The sequence below is a fragment of the Streptomyces albus subsp. chlorinus genome, from assembly GCF_013302895.1.
In the GTDB taxonomy this organism is placed as follows: domain Bacteria; phylum Actinomycetota; class Actinomycetes; order Streptomycetales; family Streptomycetaceae; genus Streptomyces; species Streptomyces chlorinus.
Genome location: NZ_VJOK01000001.1, coordinates 5,294,942 through 5,307,780, shown reverse-complemented (window position 1 = coordinate 5,307,780; position 12,839 = coordinate 5,294,942). Strand labels below are relative to the sequence as shown.

The following is a 12,839-nucleotide window of genomic DNA, read 5'->3' as shown; positions in this document are numbered from 1 at the left end:
ACAGCTCGGTGTCACGGGCCGGGGCGGGCCACAGGCGCCGGGCCGGCGGCGGTCAGGGACTCTTTCTCTCGTGCCCCGAGCACACCATGGCCGCCTCGCCCGAGCGGAGCGGAGCCGCGCTCAGAAGACCGCTTCCGTCTCGTCCATGCGGTCCTGGGGGACGCGCTTGAGTTCGGTGACGGCGTCGGCGAGCGGGGCCATGACGATCTCGGTGCCGCGCAGGGCGGTCATCTGGCCGAAGTCGCCGCGGTGGGCGGCTTCGACCGCGTGCCAGCCGAAGCGGGTGGCGAGCACCCGGTCGTAGGCGGTGGGGGTGCCGCCGCGCTGGATGTGGCCGAGGATGACCGGGCGGGCCTCCTTGCCGAGGCGGTGTTCCAGTTCGACCGCGAGCCGGTTGCCGATACCGGCGAAGCGTTCATGGCCGTACTGGTCGATGACGCCCTTCTCGTACGGCATCGAGCCCTCGGCCGGGTGGGCGCCCTCGGCGACGCAGACGATGGCGAACTTCTTGTCGCGGGCGAAGCGCTCCTCGACCATCTTCACCAGGTCGTCGACCTCGAAGTTGCGCTCGGGGATGCAGATGGCGTGCGCGCCGGCCGCCATGCCCGCCTCCAGGGCGATCCAGCCCGCGTGGCGGCCCATGACCTCCACGACCATGACGCGCTGGTGGGACTCCGCGGTGGTCTTGAGGCGGTCCATGGCCTCGGTGGCCACGGTGACGGCGGTGTCGAAGCCGAAGGTGCGGTCGGTGGCGGAGATGTCGTTGTCGATGGTCTTGGGGACGCCGACGACCGGCAGTCCGATCTCGGCGAGCATCCGTGCGGCGGTCAGGGTGCCCTCGCCGCCGATCGGGATGAGCGCGTCGAGGCCGAGGCGTTCGATCAGCCGCTCGGAGTCGTCGCACGCCTCCCGCAGCCGGTCGCGCTCCAGGCGGGCCGAGCCGAGGATGGTGCCGCCGCGGGCGAGGATGCCGCTGACGGAGTTTATGTCCAGGGGTCGGTAGCGGCCCTCCAGCAGTCCCTTGAATCCGTCTTCGAAGCCGATGACCTCGTCGCCTCGATCGTGCACGGCGCGGTGCACGACGGATCGGATCACGGCGTTGAGACCGGGGCAGTCTCCGCCTGCGGTGAGGACTCCGATGCGCATGGGGTTCGCTTCTCCTGCTTGCAGTAGATGCCCGCCTGGGAACGGGCCCGCCTGGGGCGCGGTCGGACCTCACTGTCCGGTGCCGCTGGTCCGTGTGAGCCGGTGCGATTGTTTCACGTCCTGAAGGCGGGGGCATGGGTCCCGCCCAGCATCCGGACCCCCTCGCTCCGGGTCGGGTGCGGGTCGGTCCGCGGCCCGCCGGGTACCCGTCGCGTACGGCCACGGCTCCCCTGCCTGGCGAGCGACATAACCACAAGCGCAGGTATTGTCAAGGGTATAGCCGTACTCTTACAGGTGCTTTCTAGGTGACATCGCTCGAGAAGACGTCCGGAGACTCTCGATGGGCCCTCGCCGGGCCCCCGTCGGTCTCCCGGCGGACCCTCGACCGCGACCCGGAGGAGACAGCGCGTGACGCGCAGCGTGTACGTGACCGGTATCGGACGCAGCGACGGCCGCCAGGTCGTCGAGCTGGGCGTCATGGAACTGCTGACCCGCCAGGTGGACCGCGTGGGGGTGTTCCGCCCCCTGGTGCACGACGGGCCCGACCGGCTCTACGACCTGCTGCGCAGCCGCTACCGGCTCAGCCAGCCCGCCGCCTCCGTCTTCGGCATGGGCTACGAGGAGGCCGCCGCGCTCCAGGCCGAGCAGGGCACCGACGAGCTGATATCCCGGCTGGTGGAGCGCTACCACCAGGTCGCGGACGCGTACGAGGCCGTCCTGGTGCTGGGCACCGACTTCGCGGACACCGGACTGCCGGCGGAGCTGTCGCTCAACGCGCGGCTCGCGAACGAGTTCGGGGCCGCGGTGCTCCCCGTCGTCGCGGCCCGCGACCAGGCGCCCGAGGCCGTGGTCGCCGAGGTCCGCAACGCCCACCACGCCTACGCCTCGCTGGGCGCCGACCTGATCGCGATGGTCGCCAACCGGGTGGCCGACCCGAAGGCCGCCGAGGCGGTACGGGGCCTGGCCGAACGGCTGCCCGAGCCGGTGTACGTGCTGCCGGAGGAGCCCGCGCTGGCCGCGCCCACCGTCGCCCAGGTCAAGGAGGCGACGGGAGCGACGGTGCTGCTCGGCGACCACGCCGGGCTCTCCCGGGACGTGCGCCACCTCGTCTTCGGCGGCGCGCACCTGCCCGCTTTCCTGCCCGCGCTCACCGACGGCTCGCTGGTGATCACGCCGGGCGACCGCTCGGACCTGATCATCGGCGCGCTGGCCGCGCACTCGGCGGGCTCCCCCGCCATCGCCGGTGTGCTGCTCACCCTGGGCGAGCGCCCCGGGGAGCAGACGCTCGCGCTGGCGTCCCGGCTGGCCCCCGGCACCCCCGTCCTGGTGGTGCCGGAGGGCTCCATGGAGACGGCGGACGCGCTGCTGTCACTGGAGGGCAAGCTGACCGCGGCCACCCCGCGCAAGGCGGAGATCGCGCTCGGCCTCTTCGAGACCCATGTGGACGCCGCACAGCTGTCCGCGCGGCTGTCGGTGGAGCGCAGTGAGCGCGTCACCCCGATGATGTTCGAGCACGAGCTGGTGGAGCGCTCGCGGGCCGGTTCCGCGGGAAGGCGCCACATCGTGCTGCCCGAGGGCGACGAGGAGCGGGTGCTGCGCGCCGCCGAGGTGCTGCTGCGGCGCGGCGTCTGCGACCTGACGCTGCTGGGCGACCCGGCGGTGATCCGCAAGCGCGCCGCCGAGCTGAGCATCGGGCTGGACCTGCCGGGCGACGACGAGGCACCGGCGCCGCCGGCCACCGGCGGCGCCACCGTGCGCGTCGTCGATCCGCAGACCTCCCCGCTGCGGGAGCGCTTCGCCGAGTCGTACGCGAAGCTGCGGGCCCACAAGGGCGTCACCTACGAGCTGGCGCACGACGTGGTCACCGATGTGTCGTACTTCGGCACGATGATGGTCCACGAGGGCCTGGCCGACGGCATGGTCTCGGGTGCCGTGCACTCGACGGCGGCCACGGTCCGCCCCGCCTTCGAGGTCATCCGCACCAAGCCGGACGCCGGGATCGTCTCCTCGGTCTTCTTCATGTGCCTGGCCGACCGGGTGCTGGTCTACGGGGACTGCGCCGTGGTACCCGACCCGGACGCCGAGCAGCTCGCGGACATCGCGATCCAGTCGGCCACCACCGCGGCCAGCTTCGGGGTGGAGCCGCGGATCGCGATGCTGTCGTACTCGACGGGCACCTCGGGCGCCGGCGCCGACGTGGACAAGGTGCGGCGGGCCACCGAGCTGGTCCGCGAGCGCCGCCCCGACCTGCTGGCGGAGGGACCCATCCAGTACGACGCGGCCGTGGACCCCTCGGTCGCCGCCACCAAGCTGCCGGGCTCGAAGGTGGCGGGGCGGGCGACCGTGCTGGTCTTCCCCGATCTGAACACCGGCAACAACACCTACAAGGCCGTGCAGCGCTCGGCCGGGGCCGTCGCGGTGGGCCCGGTGCTCCAGGGGCTGCGCAAGCCCGTCAACGATCTGAGCCGCGGCGCGCTGGTGCAGGACATCGTCAACACCGTCGCGATCACGGCCGTCCAGGCGCAGGGCGAGGCCGCTCCCGGCGGCCCCGCCCCGGGTGCCTGACACCCGCTCCGGCCCGATCCCGTACCCGTCCGGAAAACCGATCCCGTACCTCGTACCCGTCCAGAAGGCTGCCCCTCGTGACCCCCACCCGGATCCTCGTCCTCAACTCCGGCTCGTCGTCGGTGAAGTACCAGCTCATCGACATGGCCGGCCGCACACGGCTGGCGGCGGGCCTCGCCGAGCGCATCGGTGAGGAGACCTCGGCCGTGCTCCACCAGCCGCTGGCCGCGGGCGGCGGGAAGCGGGAGCGGCAGGGGCGGCTGGCCGACCACGACGAGGCGCTGAAGGCCGTCGCGGAGGAGCTGGCGGCCGACGGGCTCGGACTGGACTCGCCCGAGCTGGCCGCGATCGGGCACCGGGTGGTGCACGGCGGACTGAAGCTGACCGAGCCGGTGGTGGTCGACGAGGCGGTCCTCAAGGAGATCGAGCGGCTGGTTCCGGTGGCGCCGCTGCACAACCCGGCCAACGTCACCGGCATCCGCACCGCCCAGCGGCTGCGGCCCGACCTGCCGCAGGTGGCCGTCTTCGACACCGCCTTCCACTCCTCGATGCCGGAGCACGCCGCCCGCTACGCCCTCGACGTGGAGACCGCCGACGCGCACCGGGTGCGCCGCTACGGCTTCCACGGCACCTCGCACGCCTACGTCTCCCGCAAGGCGGCCGAGCTGCTGGGCAAGGACCCCGCCGAGACCAACCTGATCGTGCTGCACCTGGGCAACGGCGCCTCCGCCTCGGCGGTGCGCGGCGGGCGCTGCGAGGACACCTCCATGGGGCTCACCCCCTTGGAGGGCCTGGTGATGGGAACCCGGTCCGGTGACATCGACCCGGCCGTCGTCTTCCACCTGGGCCGGGTGGCCGGGATGAGCGCGGACGAGGTGGACGAACTGCTCAACAAGCGCAGCGGTCTGCTGGGCCTGTGCGGTGACAACGACATGCGGCAGATCCGCCGCCGCATCGACGAGGGCGACGCCGCGGCCCGGCTGGCCTTCGACATCTACATCCACCGGCTGAAGAAGTACATCGGCGCCTACTACGCGGTGCTCGGCAGGGTCGACGCCGTGGTCTTCACCGCGGGCGTCGGGGAGAACGCCGCCCCCGTGCGGGAGGCCGCCGTCGCGGGCCTGGAGGAACTGGGCCTGGCCGTGGACGGCGAGTTGAACGCGGCGCACGGCAAGGAGGCGCGGCTGATCTCGCCCGCCGGCGCGCGGGTGAAGGTGGCCGTCGTACCGACCGACGAGGAACTGGAGATCGCAGAGCAGACCTACGCGCTGGTCGCCCCAGCTGAGCGGCCCTGACCCCCGGGGGGAGCCGCCCCCGAATCGTTCAGTACCTAAACAAAACGATAGGATCGCCACCATGCGCCGTTCCAAAATCGTCTGCACCCTGGGCCCCGCCGTCGACTCCTACGACCAGCTCAAGACGCTGATCGAGGCGGGCATGAACGTGGCCCGCTTCAACATGAGCCACGGCTCCCACGCCGAGCACGAGGAGCGGTACCACCGCGTCCGCAAGGCCGCCGAGGAGACCGGCAGGGCCGTGGGCGTCCTCGCCGACCTCCAGGGCCCCAAGATCCGGCTGGAGACCTTCGCCGAGGGCCCGGTCGAGCTGGTGCGCGGTGAGGAGTTCACCATCACCACGGAGGACGTGCCGGGCGACAAGACCATCTGCGGCACCACCTACAAGGGCCTGCCCGGCGACGTGTCCAAGGGCGACCCGGTGCTGATCAACGACGGGAACGTGGCGCTCCAGGTGGTCGAGGTCGCCGGTCCCCGGGTGCGCACCATCGTCATCGAGGGCGGCGTCATCTCCGACCACAAGGGCATCAACCTGCCCGGCGCGGCGGTCAATGTGCCGGCGCTCTCCGAGAAGGACGTCGACGATCTGAAGTTCGCGCTGAAGATGGGCGCCGACATGATCGCCCTGTCCTTCGTGCGCAACGCCTCCGACGTGCGGGACGTGCACCGGGTGATGGACGAGGTCGGCCGCCGGGTGCCGGTCGTCGCCAAGGTGGAGAAGCCGCAGGCCGTCGCCAACATGGAGGAGGTCGTCATGGCCTTCGACGGTGTCATGGTGGCCCGCGGCGACCTGGCGGTGGAGTATCCGCTGGAGAAGGTGCCGATGGTGCAGAAGCGGCTGATCGAGCTGTGCCGCCGCAACGCCAAGCCGGTGATCGTGGCGACCCAGATGATGGAGTCGATGATCACCAACTCGCGGCCCACCCGCGCGGAGGCCAGCGATGTCGCCAACGCGGTGCTGGACGGGGCCGACGCGGTGATGCTCTCGGCGGAGTCCTCGGTGGGCCAGTACCCCATCGAGACCGTCAAGACCATGTCGAAGATCGTCGAGGCGGCGGAGCAGGAGCTGCTCGGCCGCGGCCTCCAGCCGCTGGTGCCCGGCAAGAAGCCGCGCACCCAGGGCGGTTCGGTCGCCCGCGCGGCCTGCGAGATGGCCGACTTCCTCGACGGCAAGGCCCTGGTCGCCTTCACCAAGTCGGGCGACACGGCGCGGCGGCTGTCGCGCTACCGCGTCAGCCAGCCCATCCTCGCCTTCACCACCGACGCCGCGACCCGCAACCAGCTGACGCTGAGCTGGGGCGTGGAGACGTTCGTGGTCAAGCACGTCGACCACACCGACGAGATGGTCGAGCTGGTCGACGCGGAACTCTCCCGCCTCCAGCGGTTCGAGGAGGGCGACACCATGCTCATCACGGCCGGCTCCCCGCCCGGTGTCCCCGGCACGACCAACATGGTGCGGGTCCACCACCTGGGCAACCCGGCCGCCTAGCACGCGCCGCGGGCGCCGCCCCTCAGTCCGGGGCGGCGCCCGCGTGCGTACGCGGCGCCGTGGTGCGGCGCCGGTTCCCCGGTCCCGTACGTACTGCTCGGCGTCAGTTCCGCACGTACTGGTGGAGGCCCGGGATGGTGAGGGTGCCGCCGAACTGGCCCGCCTGCCGCACCGAGACGTCGGTGAAGTACGCGAAGGGCACGTTGATCGGGGGCGGCGACTCGGGGCTGAAGGTGATCGGGATGAGCCCGAACAGATTGCCCTTCAGCTCCTCGGTGTACATCGTCACCTTGCCCCCGCGGATGGTGGAGGTCGAGCCCTTGGCCGCCTGCACGTGGTAGGTCAGTCCGCCTGACGCCTTCACGATCTGGTGGAGGTCGCCGATGTCGAGGGCGTCGGCGGTGAACTTGAGGGCCTGCTTGCTCTTCCCGTCGGGCGTGGTGATGTTGACGACGCCCTCGTAGTCGAGGCCCTTGAGGGTGAGGGAGGACGCCTCCAGGTACCAGGGGGCGTTGGGGACCTGGGCCGGGGTCTGCTCGTCCTTGCCCTCGACATGCGTCCTGGTGGGGCAGGGGAACGGCTTCCCGGCGTCCTTGGCCGGGTCGTAGTCGCGTACGGTGCCGTCCTCGTCGTCGACGCCGTCCTCGTCGGAACCCTTGGACTTCCCGGAGTCCTCGTGGTCCTCGGCCTTCTTGCCGCCCTCGGCGTCCTGGGAGCCCTTGCCCGCCCCGTCCGCCTTCCCGGACCCCGCCGCGCCGGAGGGCGCGCCGCGCTCCTCCTCGCCCGGCTTCTCCCGGGCGTCCCGCTCCTGCCGGTGCGGGGACTTCTCCTTGTGCCCCGATCCCGGTGACGGGGGCTCCGGATCGTCGGCGCCGGGCGAGGCCCCCGGCTCACCGGTGGGCTCGTCGGAGGGCTTTTCGGCCGGCTCCTCCTTGTCCTCGCCCTTGTCCGGGTTGAAGGTGTCGTCCAGCTTCCTGCCCAGCCCCAGCGGGTCGTACCAGGGGTTCTTCTCCTCCTGGGAGGAGGAGTCCGAGGAGGAGCCGGACGAGGGCGTGGAATCGTCCGCCGGCTTGTCGGCGGGCTTCTTCGCCCGGGACGACCCCGTGGAGGACTCCGGAGGCTTCGCGAGGGAGGCGTCACCGCCGGAGGGAGCCGACGGGGAGGTGGCGCCGTCCCCGTCCCTGCCTGGGCTGTGGCCGTCCCGGCCGGCCTTCCTGGCCGCCTCGGCCGCCTTCTGACGCTCCGCCTGCGCCCTGGCCAGGTCCTTCTTGAGCTTCTCGGCCCGCTCCTTGCGCTCCTCCTTCTCCTTCTGGGTCTCCTTCCGCTCGGATATGGAGACGCAGGAGTCGCCCTTGAAGGGGTTCTTCGGCAGCGGCTTGGCGTTGGCGAGCTGAGGGGTGAGCCCCATGCCCATCAGGACGGCCGACGGCATCGCGGCGAGCGCCACCGCCTTGCCCGCGGGCACATGGAGCCGGGTCAGCAGCGGTTTGCGGGGCGCCGCGTGCCGGGGACCGGTTCTCCCCCCGGCGGCGGGCGCCGAGCTGCCCCGCGCTCCCTCCCCCTCGTGGATCTCGTCACCCGGCACGGTGCCTCCCGTTCCCGTCGTGCGCGTCGGCCCCGGCTTCGGGGGACGCTCCAGAGACTGCTGTGTTGCCCCGGGGGCCCTCGTCGGGGGCGGCCGGGTCCTGTGCGGCCGGTGCCGGTTCGGTGGCGGCGGGCACCGTGGCGCTCGCCGTGCCGGGCCGGGAGTCCGCGGCCTTCACCGGCTTGCCCGGGGCCCAGGAGACGCCCAGCGCGCCGCCGACCAGGCCGAGCAGGAAGCCGATCAGGAAGGCGCCGATGTTGGACACGACGAGGGAGACCAGCGCGAGCAGGATCGCGGCGATGCCCGCGAACACCCGCGACTGGGGCTGGAACCACATGGTCAGTCCGAGCACGACCAGCAGCACGCCGATGATCAGCGAGCCCGCGCCCGCGGTCGTCGACATCCGGATGGTCAGGGACCCCAGGGTGAGGTTCTGGTAGGGGATGTACATGATCGGGATGCCCGCCAGCAGCGTCAGCATCCCGCCCCAGAACGGGCGCTGGCCTCGCCAGTTCCGGAAGGCCTGCCGCTTGTGGCCGAATCCGGTGGTCATGCTCTGTCGCGTGTCGGCGCTCATGGGTACGGGGCTCCTCGGGACTGGCACAGAACTTGCTGGGGTGGAGCGGACCCTACGGGTGCGGAGGGCGGGACCGAGCGGGTGCCCCTGCCCTCCGTGCCCGCGGGCGGCTCACGTCAGTAGCACTCGGACTTGCCCTTCTTGACGCTCATGTGAAGACCGCTGAGCTTGAAGGTGCCTGCCGTGGTGGCCCACGCGCGCTGCTTGACGTCGGTGAAGTGGACGCTCTGGGCCTGCTGGGCGAAGGAGCCCTTGGCGTAGGAGTCGCCCTTGTGCGGACCGGGACCCTTGGTGGTCCCGTCCACGCTGACGCCGATGTCGATGTTCTTGAACGTGGCGTTGGTGTTCAGGTCGTCGGCGTCGATGTAGAGCTTCTTGGCCTCGACCCGGGGGCCGCCCGCACCGCCGGCGCTGAGCTTCATCGACACGTCGCCGAAGACCGGGACCGGCACCACGACCGACTGGCAGAGGTTGCGTATCTTCGCCGAGTTCATGCCGACGACGGCGACAGCCTTCTTGCCCTTCTGGGTGCTGTCGAGCGCGCCGTACTGGACGAAGCCGGTGCCGTCCAGTTCATCCGCCGTGACCTTGAACTGCTGGCCGGAGACGCTGAACGACGCCGCCAGCGCGCCCTGCGAGAGGGCGACGCCGATCGCTGCCGTAGCGGCCACGCTCGGCACCATGACGACGGCGAACCGCTTCCATCTGGTCCCGCCACGAGCCAGGGACTCCATGACTTTCCTCCTTCTCGGACGTACATCTCCGGCTCGGAGAGCCGTGCCGCCTGTACTCAGCGGGCCGCTCCTGCCGTGGGGGTACCTCCCGGCCACGGGGCTGGGGAGGGAGACGAGCTACGTCCTCGGAACGGAGAGCGCCAACCGGCCCGTACGCGGCGCCGCCTGCACGTCACGTCCGGGCTGCCGGCGATCACCCCCGAGCGACAACCACGGGCCACGCTCTCGCGCAACCTTGCTTTGTATGGACAGGCCCCGCCGTGGAGCAGGGACCCCCCTGTCCGCTCGGTGGGGACCCCTCGGCCGCGGGGCGCCGAATGGTTGCCGGGCTGCGGGACGAGGGACCGAGCGTGGCCGATCGTCGTCCATCAGAGGCCCGGCGCACAAGGGGTTCGTTACTTACGAGTAACGGCCGGGTAACCAGCGAGCCGCCCCCGGATCTCGGCCGGTGACGGAAAGTCATCACCTGCCGCGCGTACGTACGCACACCAACCCGGGCATGGCGGGACGTTCCCCTGGGCGGCGGTTACGACAGGTAACGGCGGCCGCGATTGCCAAGTTTTGGCAAAGTGCGGCCGCCGTTGTCGCTAAATCAATGAGTCCCGACGTGCGGGTGACCGTCGGTACGAGCAGGTCAGAACAGGGCGCGCGCGAGTGCCGCACGCGCGGTGACGACGCGCGGATCCTCCGGGCCGATCACCTCGAACAGCTCCAGGAGCCGCACCCTGGCCGCGTCCCGGTCCTCGCCCGCGGTGGTGCGCACGGTGTCCACCAGCCGGCTGAACGCGTCCTCGACATGGCCTCCCGCCATGTCCAGGTCCGCGACCTTGAGCTGCGCGGCCACGTCACCGGGCCGGTCGGCGGCGTCCTTGCGGACCTGACGGGCGTCCATGTCCTGGACCCGGGAGAGGAGTTCGGCCATGGCCAGGCCGACCTTCGCCTCCACGTTGCCCGGCTCGTCCGTCAGCTTGTTGCGGTACGCCTGGATCGCGCCCGGCAGATCCCCGGCGTCCAGCGCCTGCTGCGCCGCCGCCAGCACCGGATCCTCCGGCACCTGCGGCTCGGCCGCCGGGCCCGCCTCGCCCTCCTCCGGGACGCCCTGCAGGCCCGTGATGCCGAAGCGCTGCTCGGCCACCTGGATCAGCTGGTCCAGCGTCGCGCGGATCTGCTGCTCGGGGGCGGCGCCCTGGAACAGCGGCAGCGCCTGCCCGGCCACCACGGCGAAGACCGCCGGGATGCCCTGGACGCCGAACTGCTGCATCAGCATCTGGTTCCGGTCGACGTCGATCTTGGCCAGCAGCACGCGGCCCGCGTACTCCTGCGTGACGCGTTCGAGAACCGGTGAGAGCTGCTTGCACGGCTCGCACCACTCGGCCCAGAAGTCGATGACGACCGGGACCTCGGCGGAGCGCTGGAGCACCTCCGCCTCGAACGTCGCCTCACTGACGTCGATCACCAGACCGGACGGCCCCGGGGCCCCCCGCCCCTCCGCGGCATCGGCACGCGCCTGCTCCGCCTTCTGCTTGGCCTCCCCGGCCGCCTTCACCGCGGCGAGGTCGACCACTCCGCTCATGGACATGTTGCGTGGCTGCATGAGACCAGTCTCCCCCCTTCGCGCGGCCGCGTGTGCAGTGGTCGCCAGGTCCCCACCTGGCGGGTGGTTGTCGCGGGTGGTTCCCGGGTGGTCATCCGCCGGTCCATTCCGCTACGGCTCGTAGCGTATCTCTACCAGGCCGCGCCCCCGCAAGGGCATACCCCGGCCCGCACCCGGTGATCCGCCTCACTTGTGCCGTCCGTACCGCTCGGTATGGTCGGCCCATGGCCGCCGCCGTCCCCTCCCCCCGCGACTCCCCCTGCGACCCTCCCCCCGGATCCCCCTCCACGCCCGCGCCCCCGTCCCCCTCCACGCCCGCGTCCGCGTGCCCGTCGCCGTCCGGGTCCCCGTCCCCGTCCGCGTCCGACCGGCGACGCGGACGCCCCCGCAGCGCCGCCGCGGACCGCGCGATCCTCGCCGCGACCCGCGCCGCGCTGGTCGAGGTCGGCTGGAGCAGGCTGACGATGGGCGAGGTCGCCCACCGCGCCGGAGTCGCCAAGACCACCCTCTACCGGCGCTGGGGCGCCAAGAGCGAACTGGTGGTCGACGCCGTCGCCGTGCTCTTCGACGAGCTGGAGCTGCCCGACGGAGGCAGCCTGAGCGCCGACATCGAGGGCGTCGTCCTCTCCTTCGCCGCCCTGCTGCGCCGGCCCGAGGCCAAGACGGCACTGATGGCCGTCATCGCGGAGTCCACGACGGACGAGGCGCTGCGGGTGCGCGTCCGCCAGGCGATCGTGGACCGGCAGAAACGGCTCGTCCTCGACGGCCGCTCCCGGGCGCAGCGGCGCGGGGAGCTGCCCCCCGACTCCGCCGACCCGGCCGAGACCGCCCGGGTCGTGGACCTCATCTTCGACGTGATCGCCGGCGCCGTCGTCCACCGGTCCCTGGTCAGCGACCGCCCGGTGGACGAGGCGTGGGCACGGCAGTTCACCACGCTGCTGCTGGAGGGCCTCGGCACGGCCTCGGCCGCTCCACCCGGCGGGGGCCGCGCCCCGTAGCGGGTGGAGCACCCCGCGGACGGCCGCGGCCTCCGGCACCGCGCGGGACACGTGGGATAAGAGGGTTCCAAGAGGGCGGTTTGGGAGTCTGTGTCCATGGTGATGGCATGGCGATGACACGCGAGGGCACGGGCGGTCCGGGCGCGGGCGGCGCCGCGAAGGTGCTGGTCGTCGACGACGACCCCGAGGTGCGGGCCGCCGTCGCGGACGCGCTCGCCGTCGAGGGGCACGAGGTGCGCACGGCGCCCGACGGACTGGAGGCCCTGTCCGGCACCGCGAGCTGGGACCCCGACGCCGTCGTGCTGGACGTCCTGATGCCCGCCCTCGACGGACTGGCCGTCTGCCGCAGACTGCGGGCGCTGGGCGACCGCACACCGATCCTCGTCCTGACGGCGCTGGACGCGGTGAGCGACCGCGTGGACGGGCTGGACGCGGGCGCCGACGACTACCTGGTCAAACCGTTCGCACTGGACGAACTCACCGCGCGGGTCCGCGCCCTGCTGCGCCGTGTGAGACCCGGCCACACCGACGACGGCGGCCTGGCGCTCGGCGAACTGGAGCTGGACACGGCCACCCGCACCGGGCGGCGGGGCGGGCGCACCATCGAGTTCACCGGTACCGAGTGCGCCCTCCTCCAGCTCCTGATGCGGCACCCGGGCCGCACGGTGCCCCGGCAGGTGCTGCTCGAAGAGGTGTGGGGCCGCGACTTCGGGCCGGGCTCCAACTCCCTGGCCGTCTACATCGGCTACCTGCGCCGCAAACTCGAAGCCGACGGCGAACCCCGCCTGCTCCACACCGTGCACGGCATCGGCTACCGGCTGGACCTCCCATGACCACCGGCCCGCCCCGGGGAGGG

General features: G+C 72.1%; 10 protein-coding genes. 5 read left to right on the top strand and 5 right to left on the bottom strand.

The features are described from left to right. Positions 1-120: 120 nt before the first annotated feature. Positions 121-1,146, bottom strand: a complete 1,026-nt coding sequence (locus tag FM076_RS23345) for an ATP-dependent 6-phosphofructokinase (RefSeq protein ID WP_173872906.1) — start codon at positions 1,144-1,146, stop codon at positions 121-123. A gap of 408 nt (positions 1,147-1,554) precedes the next feature. Here FM076_RS23345 and pta point away from each other — a divergent pair, with 408 nt between their 5' ends. The 3 genes from pta (at position 1,555) to pyk (ending at position 6,495) form a co-directional block, all read left to right on the top strand. Continuing rightward, entirely contained in the window at positions 1,555-3,711 is a 2,157-nt protein-coding gene (gene pta, locus FM076_RS23340) for a phosphate acetyltransferase (RefSeq protein ID WP_173872905.1), read from the top strand. Positions 3,712-3,788: 77 nt separating this feature from the next. Next, complete coding sequence (locus FM076_RS23335) at positions 3,789-5,006, top strand: acetate/propionate family kinase (RefSeq protein ID WP_173872904.1); 1,218 nt, start codon at positions 3,789-3,791, stop codon at positions 5,004-5,006. Positions 5,007-5,067: 61 nt separating this feature from the next. Next, positions 5,068-6,495, top strand: a complete 1,428-nt coding sequence (pyk, locus tag FM076_RS23330) for a pyruvate kinase (RefSeq protein WP_173872903.1) — start codon at positions 5,068-5,070, stop codon at positions 6,493-6,495. Positions 6,496-6,598: 103 nt separating this feature from the next. Here the strand turns inward: pyk and FM076_RS23325 are convergent, their stop codons facing one another. The 4 genes from FM076_RS23325 to FM076_RS23310 form a co-directional block, all read right to left on the bottom strand. Next, the gene (locus tag FM076_RS23325) at positions 6,599-8,080 is read right to left on the bottom strand and encodes a hypothetical protein (RefSeq protein WP_173872902.1); all 1,482 of its coding nucleotides are present in this window, start codon (positions 8,078-8,080) and stop codon (positions 6,599-6,601) included. Further along, on the bottom strand, positions 8,070-8,657 hold the full coding sequence (locus tag FM076_RS23320) for a DUF6114 domain-containing protein (protein WP_173872901.1): 588 nt from the start codon (positions 8,655-8,657) through the stop codon (positions 8,070-8,072). Before FM076_RS23320 ends, FM076_RS23325 begins: the two co-directional genes overlap by 11 nt. 116 nt (positions 8,658-8,773) lie before the next feature. After that, positions 8,774-9,391, bottom strand: coding sequence for a DUF6230 family protein (locus tag FM076_RS23315; RefSeq protein WP_173872900.1), 618 nt, complete (start codon positions 9,389-9,391; stop codon positions 8,774-8,776). 634 nt (positions 9,392-10,025) lie between these two features. Next, on the bottom strand, positions 10,026-10,985 hold the full coding sequence (locus FM076_RS23310) for a tetratricopeptide repeat protein (RefSeq protein WP_173872899.1): 960 nt from the start codon (positions 10,983-10,985) through the stop codon (positions 10,026-10,028). 224 nt (positions 10,986-11,209) lie between these two features. Here FM076_RS23310 and FM076_RS23305 point away from each other — a divergent pair, with 224 nt between their 5' ends. Both FM076_RS23305 and FM076_RS23300 read left to right on the top strand, forming a co-directional pair. Further along, complete coding sequence (locus FM076_RS23305; protein WP_243274614.1) at positions 11,210-11,983, top strand: TetR/AcrR family transcriptional regulator; 774 nt, start codon at positions 11,210-11,212, stop codon at positions 11,981-11,983. Positions 11,984-12,096: 113 nt separating this feature from the next. Continuing rightward, complete coding sequence (locus tag FM076_RS23300; RefSeq protein WP_173874950.1) at positions 12,097-12,816, top strand: response regulator transcription factor; 720 nt, start codon at positions 12,097-12,099, stop codon at positions 12,814-12,816. The last annotated feature ends 23 nt before the right edge of the window (positions 12,817-12,839 follow it).

What these genes read in the sequence shown, in the direction of transcription:
- FM076_RS23300 (WP_173874950.1), top strand. Translation starts at nt 12,097, where the DNA reads ATGACACGCGAGGGCACGGGCGGTCCGGGCGCGGGCGGCGCCGCGAAG.
- FM076_RS23345 (WP_173872906.1), bottom strand. Translation starts at nt 1,146, where the DNA reads ATGCGCATCGGAGTCCTCACCGCAGGCGGAGACTGCCCCGGTCTCAAC.
- FM076_RS23310 (WP_173872899.1), bottom strand. Translation starts at nt 10,985, where the DNA reads ATGCAGCCACGCAACATGTCCATGAGCGGAGTGGTCGACCTCGCCGCG.
- FM076_RS23315 (WP_173872900.1), bottom strand. Translation starts at nt 9,391, where the DNA reads ATGGAGTCCCTGGCTCGTGGCGGGACCAGATGGAAGCGGTTCGCCGTC.
- FM076_RS23305 (WP_243274614.1), top strand. Translation starts at nt 11,210, where the DNA reads ATGGCCGCCGCCGTCCCCTCCCCCCGCGACTCCCCCTGCGACCCTCCC.
- pyk (WP_173872903.1), top strand. Translation starts at nt 5,068, where the DNA reads ATGCGCCGTTCCAAAATCGTCTGCACCCTGGGCCCCGCCGTCGACTCC.
- FM076_RS23320 (WP_173872901.1), bottom strand. Translation starts at nt 8,657, where the DNA reads ATGAGCGCCGACACGCGACAGAGCATGACCACCGGATTCGGCCACAAG.